Consider the following 20504-nt stretch of genomic DNA (forward strand, 5'->3'; position numbering starts at 1 on the left):
CGCTGCCGGACAGACGGTTTTCGTGAGTGGGCGGCTCTCAGCCGGCGCGGTGCACCGGCGGCAGGTCCTCGAGCTCCTCGTCCAGGGCCAGCCCGTCGAACGGCAGGTCCTCGACAGCCATCTGCGCGTACGCCGGCTGCTCGGGCTCCGCAGCGGGCTCCGGCTCCGCGACCGGCGCCTGAGCCGGAGTCGGCTCGGCCTCGACGGACACCGGCTCGTGCGCGGCCGCGTCGAACACCGGCTCGTCGGCCACGACGGGCTCGGGTCGCTCGGCCTTGGCCTTGAGCGTGTAGGTGGGCGGCGGCACCTCGACCGGCTTCCAGGCGTGCGGGTCGTCCGACACCGACGCGCTGATCTCCTCGGCGGCGGCCGGGGCGGTGCGCTCCGTCGCGGGCGCGTCGTCGTACACCTCGGCGCTCCCGGCTGGCGCGGTGCGCTCGGCGCGAGGTGCGCGGCGCGGGGCCGGTCGGCGTTCGGGTCGGGCGGGCGCGGTCTCGGCGTGAGCGGCGTAGGCCGCCTTGACGGCGGCGCTGCGCAGCCAGGCGACGACCCCGCCGAGCCCGACGAGCATGAGCAGCGGCGTCCACCACGGTGTGATGCCGAACGGCGTCAGCACGACGACGAGCGCGAACAGCGCGACCGTGCCGACGAGCGCGGCGGCCCGTACCTGCTGCGGCTTGACGCGCTCGTGCTCGACCGGCGACTGGGCGTCGCGAGCAGCGGGGATCGGATGAGAACCGTTGGTACGGCTGGGATTCGGGGGTTCGTCGAACTCGTCGTGCGTCATGGGGGCTCCTGCACGCAACGTGGGGCGCGGCTGCTCGGTCGTGGCCGCGAGAACGGCCCCGTGCTCGGCGTCTGCGGCCTCGGTGGCGCCATGCAGGGACGTGGGTCGACGCTCCAGGACACGCATGCCCTCGGAGAAACGGTCGACCGAACGGGCCGTGGCCAGGTGCTCACGGCGGCGTACCCAGTGCTGGAGAAGGTAGGCAGCCCAGATGATGACGATGACCAGAAAGATCAGGCTGCTGCTGCTCACGCGATCGAAAATAGGTGCGATCGCGACCCGACTCCGGGACTTTTGCCGCGTGTCGCGAATGTGACTAGTGGGAATCGTGATGCAGACGTTGCACAGCGCTCTGACCGGCGAGGTCCTCGGTAGTCACTGCGAACGACCGGTGGTCGTGCCACTCGCCGGCGATGTGCAGGTAGCCCCGGCGGACGCCCTCGTCGCGCAGGCCGAGCTTGGCGACGACGCGCAGGCTCTTGGTGTTCTCGGGGCGGATGTTGACCTCGACGCGGTGCAGCCGCAGCGGCCCGAGCGCGTGGTCGATCATCAGGGCCAGTGCGTACGGCACGATCCCGCGCCCGGCGTGGCGCTCGGCGATCCAGTAGCCCGCTGCACCGCTCTGCAGTGCACCCCGGACGATGTTGAACAGGTGCACCTGCCCGGCCAGCTCGCCGTCGACCTCGAGCGCGAACGGCAGCAGCCGCCCGTCCCTGGCCTCGCGCTCCTGCGCCCGCACCACCCGCCCGAAGCTCAGCTGACCCGCCTGCGGGTGCGGTGAGGTGGAGTCCCAGGCGCGGGTCCACTCGGCGTTGTCACGGCGCAGCAGCGCGAACGCCGACCGGTCGCGTCGGGCGTGCATCGGCCGCAGTCGCACGTGGGTGCCGTAGTGCAGGCCTTCGAGCGTCACCGGCCACTGCCGGGGCATCAGTGGTCGCCGCCGGCGATCTGGTCGAGGGCGTGGGCGATCACCGACTGCAGGACGGCGAGCCCGTCGCGGACGCCGCCGGTCGAGCCGGGCAGGTTGACCACGAGCGTGTGACCGGCGAGCCCGGCCGTGCCGCGCGAGAGCATCGCGGTGGGTACGCCGGCACCGACTCCCGCAGCGCGGATCGCCTCGGCGATGCCGGGCACCGGACGGTCGACGACGGCAGCGGTCGCCTCAGGTGTGCGGTCGGTCGGGGTGAGGCCGGTGCCGCCCGTGGTGATCACCAGGGCTGCCCCTTCGGCGACCGCGACCCGCAGCGCGGCCTCGACGGGAGCGCCGTCCGCGACGACCACCGGCTCGCGGACGGTCAGACCCCAGTCGCGCAGGGCCTCGACGATGAGCGGTCCGGTGCGGTCGGCGTACGTGCCGGCAGCGGCGCGCGTCGAGCACGTGACGACGACGGCGCGGCGCCCGCCCTCGATGTGAGGAAGCGTGCGCTCCTGCTCACCGTGTGTCATGTCGAGCACCCGCTCGACCGCCGCACGACTTGAGGAAGCGTGCGCTCCTGCTCACGGTTCCTCACGTCGAGCGCAACCGTGCTCGCCTCCGGACCGGTCACGACGAGGCACCACCCTCGCGCCAGTCGCCCGAGCGGCCACCGGACTTGGCGGTGACGCGGATGTCGGTGATGCGGGCGTGCTTGTCGACGGCCTTGACCATGTCGACGAGGGCGAGCGCGGCGACGCTGACGCAGGTCAGCGCCTCCATCTCGATGCCGGTGCGGTCGGCCGTGCGCACCGTCGAGGTGATGTCGACGCCGTCATCGGCCACGGTGAGGTCGACCGTGACCGCGTGCACGGCGACCGGGTGTGCGAGCGGCACCAGCTCAGGAGTGCGCTTGGCGGCCTGGATGCCCGCGATGCGCGCCACGGCGAGCGCGTCGCCCTTGGGCACGGTGCCGTCACGCAGGGCGGCGACCGCGGCCGCCGACAGCAGCACCCGTCCGGCCGCCGACGCCTCGCGAGCCGTTACCTGCTTGGCGCTGACGTCGACCATGTGGGCCGTGCCGTCGTCACGCACGTGCGTCAGCCGGTCGGGGTCGGACGTCATGACGGGATCTCCTCACCGGGCAGCAGGTGTACGTCGACCTCGTCACCCTCTCGTACGACGTCGACGTCCGCAGCGATCACGGCGATCGCGTTGGCCGCGGCGAGACCGCCGAGGATGTGGCTGCCCTGTGCACCGGACGGCTCGACCTGCCAGCCGCCGGCGCTGCGGGTCAGCAGCACGCGGGCGAGCTGGACGCGCCCGGCCGGCGACCGCCAGCCACGAGTCACGCTGGCACGCCACGAGACTCGAGCCTGGTCGCGTCCGGCCATGCACCGCAGGGCCGGCACGACGAACGTCTCGAACGACACCAGGGACGACACCGGGTTGCCGGGCAGCGCGAACAACGGCACACCGTCGCCGACCAGCCCGAACCCCTGGGGCTTGCCCGGCTGCATCGCCACGCTGTCGAAGCGCACAGCGTCACCGGACGCGAAGGCCTCCTTGACGGGTTCGTACGCCCCCGCGCTGATGCCGCCGGACGTCACGATCGCGTCGGCGTCGCCGGCCACGCGGCGTACGACGTCGGCGAGCGACTCGTCGTCACGGTCACCGACGTGGACGAGGGACGCGACGACCGCACCGCAGGCACGGACAGCGGCGGCCAGCATCGGGCCGTTGCTGTCGTGGATCTGGCCGTGCCGCAACGGAGCGCCGACGGGGACGAGCTCGTCGCCGGTGGTGATGACGGCCACGCGCGGGGCGGGGCGTACCTCGACGTCTGCGGCGCCGGCCGCCACGCAGGCAGCGATGTGGTGCGGGAGCAGCCGGACACCGGCGTCGAGGACGAGGTCGCCCTTGCGGACGTCCTCACCCGCGCGGCGGACGGCGGTGCCGACCGCGACCTCGGCCCGGACCTGCACTCGCTGCACACCGGCGTCGGTGAGCTCGACCTGCACCACCGCATCGGCGCCCTCGGGCACGGGCGCACCGGTCATGATGCGCCAGCACGAACCCGCCGTGAGCGTGTGCCGCTCGGTGTCACCGGCCGGGATGTCGCCGAGCACGGGCAGCGCGACCGGCGCATCCGGCGTCGCACCTGCGAGGTCTGCGGCGACGACGGCGTACCCGTCCATCGCGGAGTTGTCGAAACCAGGCAGGTCGACGGCGCTGCGGACCGGCGCCGTGAGGACCAGCCCGAGCGCGTCGATCGTCGCGACCCGCAGCGGGTCGAGCGGGCGCACCGTCCCGACGACGCGGGACAGGTGCTGCTCGACGCTGATCGGGCTCAGTGGGTCTCCTCGTCGAGGTGGGCGTCGTTGGTGCGGCCGAGCGCCTCGTCGGTGCGAGCCCACTCCAGCAGCCAGCCGCGGAAGTCGGCGCCGAGCTCGCGGTGACGGACGCCGAGGCGCACCATCGCCTTGAGGTAGTCGAGCCGGTCACCGGTGTCGTACCGGCGCCCGCGGAAGACGACGCCGATCACACCGCCGCCGGCGCCGTCGACGCCCGCGGCCTCCTTGAGCGCGTCGGTCAGCTGGATCTCGTTGCCGCGACCGGGCTCGGTGTGGTCGAGGATGTCGAAGATCGACGGGTCGAGCACGTAGCGGCCGATGATCGCCAGGTTGCTCGGGGCCTCGCCGACGGCGGGCTTCTCGACCAGGTCGGTGACGCGCACGACGTCGTCGTCCTCGCCGTCGATCGCGGTGACCGCTGCGCAGCCGTAGAGGTGGATCTGGTCCTCGGGCACCTCCATCAGCGCGATGACGCTGCCGCCGTGCTTGGTCTGCGCCTCGATCATGCGCTCCAGCAGGTGCTCCTGCTCGTCGATCAGGTCATCACCGAGCAGCACCGCGAACGGCTCGTTGCCGACGTGCGAGCGGGCGCACAGCACGGCGTGACCGAGACCGCGGGGCTCGCCCTGGCGTACGAAGTGGACCTCGCCGAGGTTGGCCGACTTGTGCACCCGGCGCAGCCGCAGCTGGTCGCCCTTCTTCTCCAGCGCCTGCTCGAGCTCCCAGTGCCGGTCGAAGTGGTCCTCGAGCGCGGCCTTGTTGCGTCCCGTGATCGTGAGGACGTCGGTCAGGCCCGCCCGGACCGCCTCCTCGACGACGTACTGGATCGCCGGCTTGTCGACGACCGGCAGCATCTCCTTGGGGATCGCCTTGGTCGCGGGGAGGAATCGGGTGCCCAGGCCGGCCGCAGGGATGACGGCCTTGCGTACGGGTGCAGGTCGTGAGGTCGACGTCATGGCGGTCAGGGTACTTATCCCGACTCGCTCCGGAGGGTCGGCCGCGCCTGTGCGTCTCACGAGAGAATCGACACCATGTGGCGCACTCTTCCCGACACCAAGGCGCAGGCCCGTCGGGTCGTGCGCGCCGAGCGTCGGCACCGACGCGACACACCGTCGTACGCCGACCGCGCCGCCGACGCCGCGGCCCTCACCGACGCGGTGCTGGCCACGCTGGGTGAGGCGACCACCGTGGCGGCGTACGAGTCGCTCCCGACCGAGCCTCCGACCGAGACGTTGATCGCCCGGCTCACGGCCGCCGGCCATCGCGTGCTCCTGCCCGTCCTGCTGCCCGACAACGACCTCGACTGGCGCGCGGCAGGTTCCGACAGCACGCCGCTCGGCCGCGCCGCGATCGGCGAGGCCGGTCTCGTCGTCGTCCCGGCCCTCGCGATCGGACGCGACGGGATGCGGCTCGGCCAGGGCGGCGGGAGCTACGACCGGGCGCTCGCCCGCCGCACGCCCGGCACTCGCCTGATCGCCCTCGTGTACGACGACGAGCTGGCCGCCGGCGTCCCCACCGACCCGCACGACCAGGCCGTGGACGCCGTCGTGACACCGGGACACGGCCTCGTGGACCTCCCCAGCGGAGGGACACTCCGCCTGAGAGACTAGGCGCCACACCACGCCGAGAGGAGACCAGCTCATGCCTGCCCTGGCCCCCTCGAGTGCGCTGCTCACCGACCGGCTCAGCGGCTGGCTCCTGATCGGCGCGATCGTGCTGCTCGTGTCGGTCGCGGCGGTGCGCCTGGCCAACACGTGGGGTGTGCCGACGCTGCTGCTCTACCTCGCCATCGGCATCGCGCTCGGTGAGTCGGGGCTCGGCATCAAGTTCGACGACCCGGCGATCGCGCAGGTCCTCGGCTACAGCGCCCTCATCCTCATCCTCACCGAGGGCGGCCTCACCACGTCGTGGTCGGCGATCAGACCCTCGGTCGCACCGGCGGCCCTGCTCTCGACCCTCGGCGTCCTCGTCTCCGTGGTCGTGGTGGGCGTCTCGGTGCACTTCCTGCTCGGGCTGTCCTGGAACGTCTCGATGCTGCTCGGTGCGGTCGTCAGCTCCACCGACGTCGCGGCCGTGTTCTCGGTGCTGCGGGTGGTGCCGCTGCCGGCCCGGCTGCGCGGCATGCTCGAGGCCGAGTCCGGCTTCAACGACGCACCGGTCGTGCTGCTCGTGGTCGCCCTCGCCGAGCAGGCCGCGCCGTCCGGGCCCCACCACTCGTGGCTGTTCGTGTTCGGCGAGGCGGCGTTCGAGCTGATCGGCGGGGCCCTGATCGGCCTGGCCCTCGGCTACCTCCTCGGCCGGCTGCTGCGCACCAGCTCGCCCGGCTCGTCCGGCCTCTTCTCCATCGCCGTCGTCGGCGTCGCCGTGCTCGCGTACGCCGCCGCCGACGCCGTGCACACCAGCGGGTTCATCGCGACCTACGTCTGCGCACTCGTCCTCGGCAACCTGCACCTGCCCCACCGGGCGGCCGTCCGCGGGTTCGGTCAGGCGGTCGGCTGGCTCGCCCAGATCGGGCTGTTCGTCATGCTCGGCCTGCTCGCCTCGCCCGACCGACTGCTCGACCAGCTCGGCCCCGCGCTCGTGGTCGGTCTGGTGCTGCTCCTGCTCGCCCGGCCGTTGTCCGTGCTCGCGACCATGTCGTGGTTCCGGATGCCGCTGCGCGAGCAGGCGTTCCTGTCGTGGGCGGGCCTGCGTGGTGCCGTCCCGGTCGTGCTCGCGAGCGTGCCGTTCACGCTCGGCACCCCCGACACCGAGTGGATCCTCGACCTGGTGTTCGTCCTGGTCGTGATCTTCACGCTCGTGCAGGCGCCGACCCTGCCCTGGATCACCCGACGTCTCGGCATCGTCGAGTCCGCACCGACCCTCGACGTCGACATCGAGGCGACCCCGCTCGACCAGCTCGACGCCGACGTCGTCCAGGTGTCCGTCGGCGAGACCTCCCGGCTGCACGGCGTCGAGATCTTCGAGCTGCGCCTGCCGCCCGGAGCCAACGTCACCCTCGTGGTCCGTGACGGTGAGGGGTTCGTCCCCACCATGCGGACGGCACTGAGGCGCGGCGACTCGCTGCTCGTCGTCACGACCCAGAAGGTCCGTCGCCAGACGATCCGACGCATCCGCGACGTCTCACGCGAGGGCCGCCTCGCGGGCTGGCGGCCCTCCGTCGAGCGGCCCCCCGCGGGCTGACCGCGGACCGCCCCGAACGGCGATGGTGCGGAGCAAGTCTCCGGTCGTCGTACACTTGGCAGTCGAGCACGACGAGTGCCAACCCGATTCGCAGATCACGCAGAGGTCGACGACACATGCCTACGTACCCCTATGCCTGCACCGAGTGCGGTCACCAGTTCGAGGTGTTCCAGTCCTTCAGCGACGACGCCCTGACCGAGTGCCCGCAGTGCCAGGGCAAGCTCCGCAAGGTGTGGGGTTCGGTCGGCGTGGTGTTCAAGGGCTCCGGGTTCTACCGCAACGACAGCCGCGGTGACGGCAAGAGCTCCTCCTCCAGCACCACCGCGTCGAGCACCTCGTCCTCGACGACGTCCTCCACGAGCACGTCGTCCGCGAGCTCGTCCGACTCCGCGTCGTCCTCGTCGTCGACCAGCAGCTCCTCCTCGGGTACGACGTCCGGCGCGGCCTGACCGTCCACAGCCCAGGACCCCGTGACCGCGGGTCCACAGGCGGTGCGAGCGGCGTCGGAGGCGACACCGCCGCTGGCTAGCCTGCCCGCATGACCCAGACACCCCGCGCCGACATCGGTGTGATCGGCGGATCCGGTTTCTACTCCTTCCTCGACGGCGTCGAGCGGGTGCGCGTCGACACCCCGTTCGGGGAGCCGAGCGACGAGGTCGCCCTCGGCGAGCTCGACGGCCGACGTGTCGCGTTCCTCGCCCGTCACGGCCAGGGGCACCGCTTCCCACCGCATCGCGTCCCCTACCGCGCCAACCTCTGGGCGCTGCGCTCGCTCGGCGTGCGCCAGGTGCTCGCACCGTGTGCGGTCGGGTCCCTTCGCCCCGAGCTCGGCCCCGGCACGGTCGTCGTCCCTGACCAGGTCGTCGACCGCACCTGGGGGCGCGAGCACACGGTGTACGACCAGATCGGGCCGGTCGCGCACGTCGCGTTCGCCGACCCGTACTGCCCACGCGGGCGGGCCGCTGTGCTCGCCGCGTCGCAGGACCGTGCCGCGGGCGCAGCGACCGACGGCGGCACCCTGGTGGTCATCAACGGGCCCCGGTTCTCCACCCGCGCCGAGTCGCAGTGGCACCAGGCGGCGAGCTGGGACGTCGTCGGCATGACCGGCATGCCCGAGGCGTCGATCGCGCGCGAGCTCGCGATGTGCCTGACCTCGGTGTGCCTGGTCACCGACCACGACGCCGGTGTCGAGGCCGGCGAGCACGTGACGCACGACGAGGTCCTGCGCGTGTTCGCCGACAACATCGAAGGCCTCAAGACGCTCCTCCGCTCGACGATCGCGGCGCTGCCCGAGCCGGAGGCCGACGACACGGCGACGTGCTCGTGTCGTCGCGTGCTCGACGGGCTGCAGCTCCCGATCGAGCTGCCGTGATGCCGCTGGTCGCACGCGCCGCCCAGCGGCTGCTGCCGCAGACGTGGCAGGGACCGGGTCGCGAGGCTGCCTGGCGGCGTGCGCGCGCCCGACGTGTGGCCGCGGGCCTCGTCGCCGCGACGGCGGCCGTGTCGACAGTCGCTGCTGTCCGCCCGGCCGACGAGCCGACCCGCGCTGTCGTCGTGGCCGCCCATGATGTCGCGGCCGGCACGCGCCTCACGGCGGGCGACCTGCGTACGGTGCGCTGGCCCGTCTCGGTGCAGACGCCGACCTCGGCGACGGTCAACGGCCTGGTCGGCCGATCGGTGATCACTCCCCTGCGTTCGGGCGAACCGGTCACCGCGACCCGCCTGCGCGGCACCCGCACCCTGCCGCAGACGGCAGCAGGCGAGGTGGTGGTGAGCGTTCCGCTCGCAGATCCGACGCTCACCTCGACCGTGCGGGTCGGCGACACCGTCGATGCGTGGTCGGCGCAGACCGGCGCGCGAATCGGGTCGAGGCTGCGGGTCGTCGCCACGGTCACACCCAGCACACCCACTGCCGGACGGCTCGCCGCGAGCGCCGCGGCCGACGGGCCGGCCGCCGTGCTGCTCGCCGTGCCCCCGGCGGTGGCGAGTCGGTTCGCGCAGGCCCAGGCCGGCGCCCAGTCGCCCGGATCAGCGGTCCTTCTGGGATTCACGCCTGTCACATGAACACCAACGGCACCAGGGGTGACATCCGCAACGATCACCCGTGAACCGCTCGTACGCTCGGGAAATTGTTCAGCAGCGTGACGCGCGCGACCGAATCGGATAGTTCTCGCCGACTCGTCTCTCCGCTAGGTTGAGGGCCGCTTAGTTCCCCTCAGAGCAAAGGAATGCACGCCATGAAGGGCTTCAAGGACTTCATCATGCGAGGCAACATCGTTGACCTGGCTGTCGCCGTGGTCATCGGTACTGCTTTCGCCAAGGTGGTCGACACCTTCGTCAGCGCCATCATCCAGCCGCTGATCAACGCGATGGGCAGCGCCAAGAGCGCGGGTCTCGGGTTCCACATCAAGTCGGGCCAGGCCAACACGTTCATCAACTTCTCCACGATCATCAACGCGCTGATCGTCTTCCTGCTCACGGCGGCCGTCGTCTACTTCGTCATCGTGCTGCCGATGAACAAGCTCAACGAGCGTCGCAAGCGCGGCCAGGTCGAGGAGGTCGACCCGACCGAGCTCGAGCTGCTCGCCGAGATCCGCGACGAGCTGCGCGCGCGCCGCTGATCGCACAGCAGCCCACCGTTCTGGCGTAGCACCGGGACGAGCCGAGCGGGGCAGGACCTTCGAGGTCCTGCCCCGCTTCGCGTACCCGCTGAATCAGCCGCGTCTCGGCGTCCTCGCAGCTGAGCCGCCTTGCCGCTCAGGGGTTGTCGGGTCGAGGCGTCACTCCCAGTGCGGCGGACGCTGCTCCTGCCACCAGCGGTCGGCCGGGGTGGCTCCCGACGGCTCGTCCAGGTCGTCACGCGTCTGCTCGGGGCGACCACCGACCTGGTCGACGCCTCCTGTCGCTGCCCGTGTCGCGCGACGTGGACGGCGACGCGGTCGTCGGACGGGCGGCTCCGCGGCACCGTCGCCCTGATGCTCGGACTGGTCAGGCACCGCGTTCCTCATCGGAGGTGTCGCCGATGACCGGTCGTTCCTCGGTCGGGTCCTCGCTTGGCGCATCACGTTCGGGGGTCGACTCATCCGCCGGAGCGTCCGCGCCGGCGTCGCTCCAGTCGAGATCGAGCTCGGGCTCCACGGGTTCGCCGGACACCGCAGGTGCGGTTGGCTGCGCCTCCGCCTGGCCCACGGAGTCCGCGTCCCCAGCAGGCTCGGGCTCTGGCGCCGTCTCGGACTCTGCGCCCGTCTCCGGCTCGGCCTCAGGCTCCGCTTCCGCCTCCGACTCGACCTCGGGTTGCGAGGTCTCCTCAGGTGAGGGCTCGGACTCCGGCTCGCGCTCAGGCTCGGAGTCCGCCTGCGCCGCAGGCTCCGCTACGGCCTCGACGGGACGATCGGACGTGTCGACGACCACGGCCTTCTCGGGCTCGGCGTCGTCGGCGGCCGGCTCGGACGCGGGCGCGGCCTGCTCCTGCTGAGCGAGCACCGCTGCTGCGACGGCTTCCTGCGCCTTGTGCGCTGCGTCGTGAGTGTGGGCTGCGTCGTGAGCCAGACGGCGGCGCCGTTCGGCACGCTGCTGCGACGTCAGCCGCACGGTGTCGAGGATCCGGGCCACATCGCGTGCCGGGTCACGGAACACGTCGACCGACCAGACGCGTTCGTGCGCCCAGCCGAGCCGCCGCAGCTGCTCGGTACGCAACCGGTCACGCTCACGCACGCCCGCCGTGGCGGCGTACACCGGACCGTCGGTCTCGACGGCGACGAGGAGCTCGCCGGCGCGCATCGGGTCCTCGATGGCCAGGTCGAGCGGGTGCGCCGAGATGCCGTGACCGGTGTGGACGACGAGCCCCTTGTCGCGCAGCCGGCGTGCCAGGTCGGAGACCACCGGAGTGATCGGTCGCTGCGGCGGCTCCGGCACCAGCGGCCGGTCGAGGACGCTGCCGGTGGAGGCCGTACGACGGCGCCGTCCGCCGACGATGGTCGGCGCGGCTCCCTCACCGGGCTGGGGCGCACCGTCGTCGCCCGCCGTCCGGACCCGACGCTCGGCGCCACCGGAGGCGGCGTACAGCAGGAAGTCGCGCAGCATCTGCGCACCGCGCGCCCGCAACTTGTTGGTCACGAGCTCGTCGGCCGAGAACGACGACACCACCGTCATGCGGCGCCTCGCCCGCGTGATCGCGACGTTGAGACGTCGTTCGCCGCCCTCAAGGTTGATCGGCCCGAACGAGTGGGGCACGCTCCCGTCGGCCCGCCGCCCGTAGCCGATCGAGAGCACCACGGCGTCACGCTCGTCGCCCTGGACCCGGTCGAGCGGCTTGATGAAGAACGGCTCGTGCGCGCGACCGGTGAAGAAGCCCATCACGTCGTCGGCGTCGGCGAGCGCGCGGCGGAGTGCGTCCTCGACCCGCTGAGCGTGCTTGTGCCCCAACGTGATCACGCCGAGCGACTCCTGCGGGCGACGGCGCGCGTGGTCGAGGACGACCTCGACCACGCGGTCGACCTCACCGGTGGAGGTCTCACCGTCGCCGCGTGCGGTGACGACGTCGAGGCGTACGCCGCCGTCGCCCCCGACGCCCGGGAACGTCACGAGACCGCCGCGGTAGATCTGGGCGTTGGAGAAGGCGATGAGCCGCTCGTCGTGCGAGCGGTAGTGCCACGTGAGCTCGTGCGTCGGCAGCATCGTCGACAGCAGGTCGAGCACCGACACGACGCCCTCGGCCTGGAGGTCCTCCGGCGTGGTGTCCTCGTCGGGGTCGTCGGTGATGGAGAACGACGTCGGTGGCAGCTGACGCGGATCTCCAGCAACCACAACCTGATTGGCGCGCGAGATGGCCGATATCGCCTGGGCGGGCGGCACCTGCGAGGCCTCGTCGAAGATCACCACGTCGAACCACAGACCCGGAGGTACGACGGACGCCACCACGAGTGGTGACATCGCCCAGCAGGGCCGCACCGAGGTCATCAGCTCGGGCGCCTCGGTGAGCAGCTCACGCAACGACAGGTGGCCTCGCGTGCGGTCCGCCTCGACCCGCACCACGTCGGCCTGGTCGGGCAGGTCGGCGGCGACCCGGCGTACCTGCGCGTCGACCGCCGCCTGCACCCGCGCGACACCCGCGTCGATGTGGGCGCGGTCGTGGTCGGCGTACTCGAGCTCGATCTGCCTCAGCTGCGGGCCGTCGTGCGAGCCGTAGGTCGCATCGCGCTCGGACACCTCGGCGAGCACCGAGCTCCACCACACGAACGCGAACTCCTCGGGCACCCGCTCGGGGGCAAGGCCGCGTCGGGCGAAGTCGTCGATGACCTCACCCAGACCGTTGGCACGCAACCGGTCGAGACGCGACACGACCTGGGGTACGACGGCGAGCCGGTCACCGGCGTCGGCGAGCCGCAGCAGCCGGTCGTGCAGGTCGTCCAGGTCGGTCTGGTGCAGGTCGTGGCCCTCGGCGGTGCCCTCGAGTCGCGCCGCGAGCCAGTCGAGCTGTTCGCGCAGCCGCTCGTGGGCGCGCTGGACGTCGGGCACCTCGACCGGCGCAGCCGGGCGCGACGCCTGCCCGCCGCTGGCCGCGCGCCACTGGCGACGCTGCTCGGCGGCGCGCACGAGCACGCCGTGCAGGTCGGCCGGCGGGCGGCCCGGGCGCAGCAACGAACGGGCCTGCTGCCGCAGCCGACGACGTTCGAGCTGGCTGAGCGTGACGCCGTGCTCCTTGCGGTAGGCGCGCGAGCCGGTGGCCGCGACCAGGTCGTCGACCGGCGACTCGAACAGCTCGGCGCGGAACGTCTCGAGCGTGGCGAACACCCGGCTCATCAGCTCGAGCTGGTCGTCGGCCTCGATCATCGTGCGCGGCGGGGTCAGACCGACCGCGTCGGCGAGCGCGTCGAGGCGGTCACGGTGCTCCTGCATCCCGCGCGTGGCCAGGTGGACGACCAGGGCCTTGGTGCGCTGGGTCTGGTCCTCACCGACAACGCGTGCACCGAACCACGGGTCGGGCTCGCCCTGGGTCCAGGCGCCGAGGTCGGCGATGTCGGACAGCTCGCCGAGCAGCTCATCACGCCGCCGCGCGGTGATCGCGTGCAGTGCCGAACCCGTGAGCCGGACGTGGGAGCGCGGCGGGTGGGGCAAGGACGCCAGGCGCAGGATCTCGGTCTGCGCCTCGTCAGCCGTGACACCCCACGGGTGGCGTTCGTCGTGCATGCACCGGCGGTGGTCGATCAGCCTGTCGCGGCGGTCGACCAGCCGGGGGTCGACGGCCGGCGCGGGCGTGGGCTCGTCGGCGGCGACGCGGTCGAGCGTCTCGACGATCGACTGCGCGAGCGAGGCGCGGTGGGGGCGACCGTCGTGCGCGTCGAGCACGAGCTCGTCCAGGCCCCGGCGTTCGAGGCGTCCGACCACCGCGTCGATCGCGGCGCGCTTCTCGGCCACGAACAGCACCCGCTGACCGCGGGCGGACAAGGTGGCGACGAGGTTAGCGATGGTCTGGCTCTTGCCCGTGCCGGGCGGGCCCTTGACGACCAGGTGCGAGCCCGCGCAGACCGCGTCGATGACGGCCTGCTGCGAGGTGTCGGCGTCCAGGACCAGGCGCTCCTCGTCCAGGAGGCTCTCGCCGATGCGTGCGGGAGGTGTGGCCTGGACCGTCTCGATGGCCTCGGGGTCGCCCGCGAGCGCGGCGATGACGTCGTGGTCGGCCAGGTCGGCGCCCTGCGCGGTGAGGTCGGTGACCATCGGCAGCTTGGCGTAGGAGTAGGTGCCGAGCACCAGCGACGGGCGGATCCGGAACCCCGCGATGCCCTCCTCGGCGCAGACCGCGGTGAGGGCGGCGTACGCCGGTTGGGGGTCCCAGCCGCCGGTGGCGCCGTAGGCCAGCCCGGCGATCTTGCGCTCGTCCAGCGCCAGCCCCCGCTCGGACTCCAGGTAGGACAGCAGCACGGCGTTGACCTCGACCTGGTCACCGAGGGTGACGACGAGGTCGTCGCTGTCGCCGACGACCGGCCGCAAGGTCACCCGGCGCAGGAACACCGGCGCCTGAGGCACGCGGCTGTACGACGCCGGCACGTCCCAGGTCGCCATCCCGACCGCGAGGAACCCGGCCGAGATGCCGCGCTCCTGGGTGAGCTCGGCGGCCTTGGCACGGATGGCGCGCGCACGACGGATGGCCTCGGCGTACGCGGCGGGCTCACGGACCAGCTCCGACATCCGCACGGCATGACCGGCGAGCAGCTTGGCCACACCCGCGGGGTGCGCGGTGGTGATGTCGAGGCTGCCGCTCGGCAGGTCGCGGTGCCACAGCAGAGTGTTGCGCCCGCCGAGGTCGACCAGGTGCTTGCTCCAGGTCCGGACTGCAGAGGCGACCCGTGCCCGGCGACCGTCGACGGTCGCGCCCTGAGTCTGGTCTGCAGTCACCTCTCCGAGGTTAACGGCGACGACGTCTCACTCCGTGCAGGCTCACTCACGCCGCAGGAACGCGTCGACGAACACGTTGGTGATCTCGTCGGGCGTCTTGGTGACGTAGGACAGGCCGTCGGTGGCGGTGGCGATGTCCTTGAGCGCCTTGGGGTCGGACTTGTTGCCGATGCCGATCGTGACGATCTTGACGGGCTTCTTGGGGTCGTACTGGCCGCGCAGCTGGGTGAGCACCTGCTGCAGGTCGAGGCCACCGCCCGGGTCGTCATTGGCACCGTCGGTCATGACCACGACGGAGTTGACGTAGCGGGCGTCGTAGGTGTCGTGCACGTGCTTGTACGCGGCCGCGACGGTGTCGTAGAGGCCGGTGTCACCGTTGCGCTCGGCCAGCGAGTGACCGGTCTTGAGAGCGGCCTTCAGCTGGGCCTTGTGGGCTCGACCCTGCGGGGTGTCGTCGATGCTCTCGATCGAGGGGGCGAGCTCTTTGTAGTCCTTGCCCTTGCCGTCGAGGTCGGTCGAGAACGCCCAGCCGCCGATCGACGTCGTCGGAGGAAGCACGTCGAGCGCCTGGGTGCACATCTTGGTGAGCATGTCCACGCGGGACTGCCCGGGCTGGATCTCCTGCAGCATCGAGCCCGACACGTCGAGGACGACGAGAATCCGGGCGTCCTTGCCGAGGTTGGCCCACGCGCGCTGGGCGCCCTGGTTGTCGGCCGTGCTCGCCTTGGGGACGATCTTGACACCGGCCGGCACGGCGGAGGCGGTCGGCAGCTGAGCCCCGGGCACCCGGAAACCGGCCTCGGTCAGCGCCTTCTTGCCGTCGGCCGACACGAGCTGGTCGCGCAGGGCGTCGAGCGCGGCCTGCGGGGCCGGGTTGCCGCGTACGGGCGTGGTCCAGGTGTAGGTCAGCTGGGCGGCGCCCTCCTTGGGCACCAGCGGCGAGAGCTGGCCCTGCGGGTTGTTCTTGTTGTAGTCGGTGAGCTGCTGCTCGCTGACCGGGAAGAGGCGGGCGACGTCCTTGGACGACTTGGCCTTGGCGAACAGCGTCTCCTCGGTGCTGAGCGACCGGCTCAGACGGAGGTACGAGCGCAGCAGCTCGCGCTTGTTCTCCTGCTGCCCCGCACCGGACACCGCCTGGTTGGCCGCGACGACGGAGGTCAGCGTGGGCGTAGACTGGTCGGGGTTGATCATCGTCAACGGGTACTGGGTCTCCAGGATGCTCGCCCACGACTGCGGCTTGGACAGCCGCGGGTCGTCGCGCAGGCTCGCGGGCACGCCCACCACGACCGGGCTGGTCGCGAGCGTCTCGCCCGGCGTCAGCCAGCCCGACGAACCCAGCTGGGCGTTGACGTTGTCGGCCCAGATCGTGCTGTCGGGGATCCACACGTCCGGCACCGACGAGCTGGTCTCGATGGCCTTGGCGGTCTCGCCCGCTCCCTGGGCCGAGACGTCGTACGACGCGCACGCCGCACCCTCGGACTCGACGGTGTCGGCGGCCGCCACGACGGAGTTGTACATCTCGGGCGTGGTCACGACGCGTACGCTCGCGGGGGTCTTGCAGCTGCCGCCGTCGTCGCCCATGAAGGAGACGGCCTTGCTGACCCCGAAACCGCCCGCGACGAGGGCAAGTGCGGCTCCACCGGCGATCGCGGCACGGCGGCCGTTCGGCGGCGGCGCGGCTTCGGCGTTGTGCTTACCCATGAGGACGTAGGTTACCCGTGCGACAAGTTCTGTGAGGAATCCGTCACATTCCAAGAATTGGGCCCCCATCACCCGAGGAGACGCGCATGGCTCGCCGCCTTGACCCCGAGGGCACGCCGCCCCCACCCGCCGAAGGCACCCCGCTCGACCGAGGTGCGGTGATCGGCGACGGGCTGCGCTGGACCGCGAGCTGGGCGCTGCGCACGATCGTCGTGCTGTTCGCGCTCTACCTGCTGCAGAAGGCGCTCGCCCCGTTGTGGGTGGCGATCCTGCCGGTCATCCTCGCGCTCGTCATCTCGACGGTGCTGTGGCCGCCGACGCGCTGGCTGCGGGCCCACGGGTTCGCCCCCGCTCTGGCGGCGGCGTGCTCCATCCTCGGCTCGTTCGTGCTGTTCGGCGGCGTCATCGCCGCGATCGTCCCGTCGGTCGTCGATCAGTCCGAGGACCTGTCCAACAAGGCCATCGCCGGCGTCAACGAGCTGCGCGACTGGGTGCAGGGCGAGCCGCTCAACGTGCGCCCCGAGCAGATCGACGACGGCGTCACCGCGATCACCGACAAGCTGCGCGAGAGCGGCTCGCAGATCGCCGGCGGCGTGTTCAGCGGGGTCTCCACGGCCGGCAGCCTCATCGTGACGCTGGTCCTCGCGCTCATCCTCACGTTCTTCATGGTCAAGGACGGCCCGCGCTTCCTGCCCTGGCTGCGTCAGGTGTCCGGCGAGCGCGCGGGCGCCCACCTGACCGAGCTGCTCGTGCGCATGTGGAACACCCTCGGCGGCTTCATCCGCACCCAGGCCATCGTGTCGGCCGTCGACGCCGTGCTCATCGGCGGCGGTCTGCTGATCCTGCGCGTGCCGCTCGCGCTGCCGCTCGCGGTGCTGACCTTCCTCGGCGGGTTCATCCCGATCGTCGGTGCGACGGTCGCGGGCGCGCTCGCCGTGCTCGTCGCCCTCGTCACCAAGTCCTGGGTGACGGCGCTGATCGTCCTCGGCATCGTGATCGCCGTGCAGCAGCTCGAGGGCCACGTCCTGCAGCCGATGCTCCAGTCGCGCTCGATGAACCTGCACCCGGCCCTGGTCCTGCTCGGCATCGCGGTCGGCTCGCACGGCAACGGCGTGATCGGTGCCTTCCTCGCCGTCCCGACGGTCGCCCTGCTGTCGGTGCTGGTGCGCTACCTGGGCGAGCAGATCGACCTGCGTACCGGGGCCAAGCGCGCGTCCGACGTCACTCCTGCCACCGCACACGGCGCGCTCGCCGCCCAGGCGGGTGAGGCGGCGGGGCCAGGGCGTACGCCGACCGGCTGAGTCGTCGTACACCTGAGGCGACGCCCGGGCGAGGCGGCGCGAACCTCACGGGATGAGACGGGTCTGGGTGATCTGGTTCACATCGGGGTTACCGCGGCGTAGGTTGCGCCCATGCAGATCACTCACTCGTGGACCGTGACGACGGACCCCGACCAGGCGTACGCCGACACGACGCAGGTCGAGTTCCAGAACGACAAGTGCGAGGAGGCCGGCGCGCTCAGGTACGAGTGCGAGGTGACCGAGCAGGACGGTGGCCACGTCGTCACCGTCAAGCGCCTGATGCCCTCCGGCGACGTGCCCGACCTGGTCAAGAAGATCGTCGGCGACAAGGTCGACATCGTCGAGGTCGTGACCTGGGGCGCCCGTGAGGCGGACGGCTCGCGCCAGGGCGTCCTCGACGTGGCGTTCAAGGGCCAGCCGATCTCGCTCAAGGGCACGACGCGCATCGAGCCCGACGGCACGGGTTCGAAGGTCACCGTCGACGCCGACCTCAGGGCCAAGATCCCGGTCGTCGGCGGCAAGATCGAGAAGATGAGCGGCCCCGAGGTGCTCAAGTCGCTCCAGGCGGAGGAGACCACCTCCTACGCCTGGGCCGAGCGCAGCAGCTGACCGGCCGAGTCTGCCGCCTTCCGCCTGTCGGTGGGAGGCGGCAGACTCGCGTCATGGCGTACGACGAGGGGCTGGCCCAGCGCATCCGTGACCTGGTCGTCGACGACCTCGACGTCACCGAGAAGCGCATGTTCGGCGGCCTGGCGTTCCTGGTCAACGGGCACATGTCGGTGGCGGTCAGCGGTTCGGGCGGGCTGATGTCGCGGGCCGAACCCGAGGACGCCGAGCGGCTCGTGCTCGAAGCCGGCGTCGAGCCGTTCGAGATGCGGGGCAAGGCGCTGCGCGGGTGGCTGCGGGTGTCGGAGTCGCGGCTGGAGTCCGATGACGACCTGCGCGCGTGGGTCGAGCGCGGCCTCGACGTCGCACGGTCGTTGCCGGTCAAGCCCTAGGCAGCTCGACCACGACCTGCAGGCCGCCCTCGGGCCGCGGCGTCAGCGTCAGGGTGCCGTCGTGCGCGCGCGTGATGCTGTCGACGATGGCGAGGCCGAGCCCGACGCCCGGGTGTCGGTCGCGGGTGCGCTCGGCGCCGCGCTGGAACGGCTCGGTGAGGGTCGCGACCGTGGCCGGGTCGAGATGCTCGCCCGAGCTCTCGACGCTCAGGGCGACCGTGGTGGCCTCAGCACGCACCACCACGCGCACGCTCCCGCGCTCGGGCAGGTTGTGCACGATCGCGTTGTGCACGAGGTTGGTCGTGAGCTGCAGCAGGAGCGCGCCGGACCCCTCGGTGGGTGCGGGCTCGCCCGTCGTCTCGATGCGTACGCCGTGCCGCTCGGCCAGGGGCAGCAACGTCTCGGTCGCCTCTTCGGCCAGCAGTGAGAGGTCGACCGGCTCGCGCGCGAACGTCCTCTGGTCGGCGCGGCTGAGTAGCAGCAACGCCTGGGTGAGGTCGATGGCACGGGCGTTGACCGCGTCGAGGTGGCGCAGCAGCTCGTCGGTGTCACGGTCGGGGTCCTCGCGTGCGACCTCGAGCATCGTCTGCGTGATCGCGAGCGGGGTCCGCAGCTCGTGCGAGGCGTTGGCGGCGAAACGCCTCTGCTCCTCGACGTGCGCCTCGAGGCGGGCGAGCATGGTGTCGAACGCATCCGCCAGCTCACGGAACTCGTCGCTGTGCCCCTCCAGGCGGATGCGGTGCGAGAGCGTCCCGGTCGCTGCGACCCGGGTGGCGTCGGTGATGCGGTTCAACGGCGCGAGCATCCGTCCGGCGAGCACCCACCCGCCGACCAGGCCGAGCAGCAGCAGCGCGGCGAGGGCCCACGCGGCCTTCGGCGCGAACGCCCGCCACAGGTCGGAGCGGCCGGCGACGAACTGGCCCGGCCCGCCGGGCGCCCCACCGGTGCCGGGCCGGGACCGGGTCGGCACCACGGTCGCCTGATCGGGCACGTACCTCAGCAGGAACACCCACACGACCGCGAGCAGCAGCGCCCCCGCGACCATGACCAGGGCCGCGTAGCTCAGGGTGAGCCGCAGCCGGACGCTCGGCCCGGGCGGTCTAGCCACGGCCATCACTCGTGTCGATGCCGGTGTCGATGCGATAGCCGACGCCGGGCACGGTGGCGATGACCCAGGGCTCGCCGAGTCGTTTGCGCAGGGCCGACACGGTGATGCGTACGGCGTTGGTGAACGGGTCGGCGTTCTCGTCCCAGGCACGTTCGAGCAGGTCCTCGGCGCTCACGACACCGCCCTCGGCCTCGACGAGCACCTCCAGCACGGCGAACTGCTTGCGGGTCAGCGCGACGTAGCGCCCGTCGCGGAACACCTCGCGACGGAACGGGTCCAGCCGCAGCCCGGCGATCTCGTACACCGGCGGTCTGCTGCGCGTACGCCGACGGTCCAGCGCCCGCAGTCGCATCACCAGCTCGCGCAGCTCGAACGGTTTGGTGAGGTAGTCGTCGGCGCCGAGCTCGAAACCGGACGCCTTGTCGTCGAGGCGGTCGGCCGCGGTCAGCATCAGGATGGGCGTGCCGCTGCCGGAGGCGACGATGTGCTGGGCGATCTGGTCGCCGGACGGCCCGGGCACGTCACGGTCGAGCACCGCGATGTCGTAGGCGTGCACGTCGAGCATCTCCAGCGCCGTGTCGCCGTCGAGGGCGATGTCAGCGGCGATCGCCTCCAGGCGCAGACCATCGCGGATGGCCTGCGCCATCAGGGGCTCGTCCTCGACGACCAGTACGCGCATCGTGCCTCGATGCTACGAGCGAGGGCGTATCGCCGGTGTATCGAAATCGCCATACGCCCTGGCAACGTCGCCGCTCGTTGGCTGG

20 protein-coding genes are annotated in these 20504 nt (G+C 71.8%); 9 read left to right on the plus strand and 11 right to left on the minus strand.

Annotated elements, in window-relative coordinates; genetic code table 11:
* Positions 1 to 37: 37 nt before the first annotated feature.
* The 6 genes from VV01_RS14240 to galU form a co-directional block, all read right to left on the minus strand.
* A complete protein-coding gene (locus VV01_RS14240; RefSeq protein WP_050670455.1) occupies positions 38 to 1039 on the minus strand; it encodes a hypothetical protein in 1002 nt (333 codons plus the stop codon).
* 64 nt (positions 1040 to 1103) lie between these two features.
* Positions 1104 to 1715, minus strand: coding sequence for a GNAT family N-acetyltransferase (locus tag VV01_RS14245; protein ID WP_050670456.1), 612 nt, complete (start codon positions 1713 to 1715; stop codon positions 1104 to 1106).
* Positions 1715 to 2233 carry a MogA/MoaB family molybdenum cofactor biosynthesis protein gene (locus VV01_RS14250; RefSeq protein ID WP_050671953.1) on the minus strand — a complete coding sequence of 173 codons (519 nt, stop codon included), beginning with the start codon at positions 2231 to 2233 and terminating at the stop codon, positions 1715 to 1717. Before VV01_RS14250 ends, VV01_RS14245 begins: the two co-directional genes overlap by 1 nt.
* A 97-nt stretch (positions 2234 to 2330) precedes the next feature.
* Complete coding sequence (moaC, locus tag VV01_RS14255; protein ID WP_050670457.1) at positions 2331 to 2825, minus strand: cyclic pyranopterin monophosphate synthase MoaC; 495 nt, start codon at positions 2823 to 2825, stop codon at positions 2331 to 2333.
* The gene (locus VV01_RS14260; protein ID WP_407942920.1) at positions 2822 to 4117 is read right to left on the minus strand and encodes a molybdopterin molybdotransferase MoeA; all 1296 of its coding nucleotides are present in this window, start codon (positions 4115 to 4117) and stop codon (positions 2822 to 2824) included. Before VV01_RS14260 ends, moaC begins: the two co-directional genes overlap by 4 nt.
* Positions 4051 to 5010 carry a UTP--glucose-1-phosphate uridylyltransferase GalU gene (galU, locus tag VV01_RS14265; RefSeq protein WP_050670458.1) on the minus strand — a complete coding sequence of 320 codons (960 nt, stop codon included), beginning with the start codon at positions 5008 to 5010 and terminating at the stop codon, positions 4051 to 4053. Before galU ends, VV01_RS14260 begins: the two co-directional genes overlap by 67 nt.
* Positions 5011 to 5085: 75 nt before the next feature.
* Here galU and VV01_RS14270 point away from each other — a divergent pair, with 75 nt between their 5' ends.
* The 6 genes from VV01_RS14270 to mscL all read left to right on the plus strand — a co-directional run bounded on the left by VV01_RS14270 (position 5086) and on the right by mscL (position 9858).
* Positions 5086 to 5664 carry a 5-formyltetrahydrofolate cyclo-ligase gene (locus tag VV01_RS14270; RefSeq protein ID WP_071606393.1) on the plus strand — a complete coding sequence of 193 codons (579 nt, stop codon included), beginning with the start codon at positions 5086 to 5088 and terminating at the stop codon, positions 5662 to 5664.
* A gap of 31 nt (positions 5665 to 5695) precedes the next feature.
* A complete protein-coding gene (locus VV01_RS14275; RefSeq protein WP_050670459.1) occupies positions 5696 to 7237 on the plus strand; it encodes a potassium/proton antiporter in 1542 nt (513 codons plus the stop codon).
* A gap of 116 nt (positions 7238 to 7353) precedes the next feature.
* A complete protein-coding gene (locus tag VV01_RS22385; protein ID WP_071606394.1) occupies positions 7354 to 7686 on the plus strand; it encodes an FmdB family zinc ribbon protein in 333 nt (110 codons plus the stop codon).
* A gap of 89 nt (positions 7687 to 7775) precedes the next feature.
* Positions 7776 to 8609, plus strand: coding sequence for an S-methyl-5'-thioadenosine phosphorylase (locus VV01_RS14285; RefSeq protein WP_050670461.1), 834 nt, complete (start codon positions 7776 to 7778; stop codon positions 8607 to 8609).
* Positions 8609 to 9301: an SAF domain-containing protein gene (locus VV01_RS14290; protein ID WP_157508848.1), complete on the plus strand. Its 693-nt coding sequence runs from the start codon at positions 8609 to 8611 to the stop codon at positions 9299 to 9301. The genes VV01_RS14285 and VV01_RS14290 overlap by 1 nt, the downstream gene beginning before the upstream one ends.
* A gap of 173 nt (positions 9302 to 9474) precedes the next feature.
* Entirely contained in the window at positions 9475 to 9858 is a 384-nt protein-coding gene (gene mscL, locus VV01_RS14295) for a large conductance mechanosensitive channel protein MscL (RefSeq protein ID WP_050670463.1), read from the plus strand.
* A gap of 159 nt (positions 9859 to 10017) precedes the next feature.
* Here mscL and VV01_RS14300 read toward each other — a convergent pair whose 3' ends face one another.
* The 3 genes from VV01_RS14300 to VV01_RS14310 are packed head-to-tail and all read right to left on the minus strand — an operon-like array spanning position 10018 to position 16333.
* Positions 10018 to 10233, minus strand: a complete 216-nt coding sequence (locus VV01_RS14300; RefSeq protein WP_050670464.1) for a hypothetical protein — start codon at positions 10231 to 10233, stop codon at positions 10018 to 10020.
* Complete coding sequence (locus VV01_RS14305) at positions 10226 to 14632, minus strand: AAA domain-containing protein (protein WP_071606395.1); 4407 nt, start codon at positions 14630 to 14632, stop codon at positions 10226 to 10228. The genes VV01_RS14300 and VV01_RS14305 overlap by 8 nt, the downstream gene beginning before the upstream one ends.
* Before the next feature lie 42 nt (positions 14633 to 14674).
* Complete coding sequence (locus VV01_RS14310) at positions 14675 to 16333, minus strand: substrate-binding domain-containing protein (RefSeq protein WP_050670465.1); 1659 nt, start codon at positions 16331 to 16333, stop codon at positions 14675 to 14677.
* A gap of 86 nt (positions 16334 to 16419) precedes the next feature.
* Here VV01_RS14310 and VV01_RS14315 point away from each other — a divergent pair, with 86 nt between their 5' ends.
* The 3 genes from VV01_RS14315 (at position 16420) to VV01_RS14325 (ending at position 18632) form a co-directional block, all read left to right on the plus strand.
* Positions 16420 to 17634 carry an AI-2E family transporter gene (locus VV01_RS14315; protein WP_071606396.1) on the plus strand — a complete coding sequence of 405 codons (1215 nt, stop codon included), beginning with the start codon at positions 16420 to 16422 and terminating at the stop codon, positions 17632 to 17634.
* Between the two features lie 111 nt (positions 17635 to 17745).
* Positions 17746 to 18243, plus strand: coding sequence for a DUF2505 domain-containing protein (locus VV01_RS14320; RefSeq protein ID WP_050670466.1), 498 nt, complete (start codon positions 17746 to 17748; stop codon positions 18241 to 18243).
* Between the two features lie 53 nt (positions 18244 to 18296).
* Positions 18297 to 18632 (plus strand): TfoX/Sxy family protein, encoded by a 336-nt coding sequence (locus VV01_RS14325; RefSeq protein WP_050670467.1) that lies wholly within the window; start codon positions 18297 to 18299, stop codon positions 18630 to 18632.
* On the opposite strand, the gene VV01_RS14330 is transcribed toward VV01_RS14325, so the two are convergent.
* Both VV01_RS14330 and VV01_RS14335 read right to left on the minus strand, forming a co-directional pair.
* Positions 18622 to 19746 carry a sensor histidine kinase gene (locus tag VV01_RS14330; protein ID WP_269431127.1) on the minus strand — a complete coding sequence of 375 codons (1125 nt, stop codon included), beginning with the start codon at positions 19744 to 19746 and terminating at the stop codon, positions 18622 to 18624. The two genes, VV01_RS14325 and VV01_RS14330, sit on opposite strands and share 11 nt — an antisense overlap.
* The gene (locus VV01_RS14335) at positions 19733 to 20419 is read right to left on the minus strand and encodes a response regulator transcription factor (RefSeq protein ID WP_050670468.1); all 687 of its coding nucleotides are present in this window, start codon (positions 20417 to 20419) and stop codon (positions 19733 to 19735) included. The genes VV01_RS14330 and VV01_RS14335 overlap by 14 nt, the downstream gene beginning before the upstream one ends.
* Positions 20420 to 20504: the final 85 nt, after the last annotated feature.

This window comes from Luteipulveratus halotolerans (assembly GCF_001247745.1).
Classification (GTDB): domain Bacteria; phylum Actinomycetota; class Actinomycetes; order Actinomycetales; family Dermatophilaceae; genus Luteipulveratus; species Luteipulveratus halotolerans.

Bases quoted from the DNA above. Each gene is read 5' to 3' on its own strand.
- VV01_RS14285 (WP_050670461.1), top strand. From the start codon at position 7,776: ATGACCCAGACACCCCGCGCCGACATCGGTGTGATCGGCGGATCCGGT.
- VV01_RS14315 (WP_071606396.1), top strand. From the start codon at position 16,420: ATGGCTCGCCGCCTTGACCCCGAGGGCACGCCGCCCCCACCCGCCGAA.
- VV01_RS14320 (WP_050670466.1), top strand. From the start codon at position 17,746: ATGCAGATCACTCACTCGTGGACCGTGACGACGGACCCCGACCAGGCG.
- moaC (WP_050670457.1), bottom strand. From the start codon at position 2,825: ATGACGTCCGACCCCGACCGGCTGACGCACGTGCGTGACGACGGCACG.
- VV01_RS14325 (WP_050670467.1), top strand. From the start codon at position 18,297: ATGGCGTACGACGAGGGGCTGGCCCAGCGCATCCGTGACCTGGTCGTC.
- VV01_RS14310 (WP_050670465.1), bottom strand. From the start codon at position 16,333: ATGGGTAAGCACAACGCCGAAGCCGCGCCGCCGCCGAACGGCCGCCGT.
- VV01_RS14245 (WP_050670456.1), bottom strand. From the start codon at position 1,715: ATGCCCCGGCAGTGGCCGGTGACGCTCGAAGGCCTGCACTACGGCACC.
- VV01_RS14290 (WP_157508848.1), top strand. From the start codon at position 8,609: ATGCCGCTGGTCGCACGCGCCGCCCAGCGGCTGCTGCCGCAGACGTGG.
- VV01_RS22385 (WP_071606394.1), top strand. From the start codon at position 7,354: ATGCCTACGTACCCCTATGCCTGCACCGAGTGCGGTCACCAGTTCGAG.
- VV01_RS14335 (WP_050670468.1), bottom strand. From the start codon at position 20,419: ATGCGCGTACTGGTCGTCGAGGACGAGCCCCTGATGGCGCAGGCCATC.
- VV01_RS14275 (WP_050670459.1), top strand. From the start codon at position 5,696: ATGCCTGCCCTGGCCCCCTCGAGTGCGCTGCTCACCGACCGGCTCAGC.
- VV01_RS14250 (WP_050671953.1), bottom strand. From the start codon at position 2,233: ATGACACACGGTGAGCAGGAGCGCACGCTTCCTCACATCGAGGGCGGG.
- VV01_RS14270 (WP_071606393.1), top strand. From the start codon at position 5,086: ATGTGGCGCACTCTTCCCGACACCAAGGCGCAGGCCCGTCGGGTCGTG.
- galU (WP_050670458.1), bottom strand. From the start codon at position 5,010: ATGACGTCGACCTCACGACCTGCACCCGTACGCAAGGCCGTCATCCCT.
- mscL (WP_050670463.1), top strand. From the start codon at position 9,475: ATGAAGGGCTTCAAGGACTTCATCATGCGAGGCAACATCGTTGACCTG.
- VV01_RS14330 (WP_269431127.1), bottom strand. From the start codon at position 19,746: ATGGCCGTGGCTAGACCGCCCGGGCCGAGCGTCCGGCTGCGGCTCACC.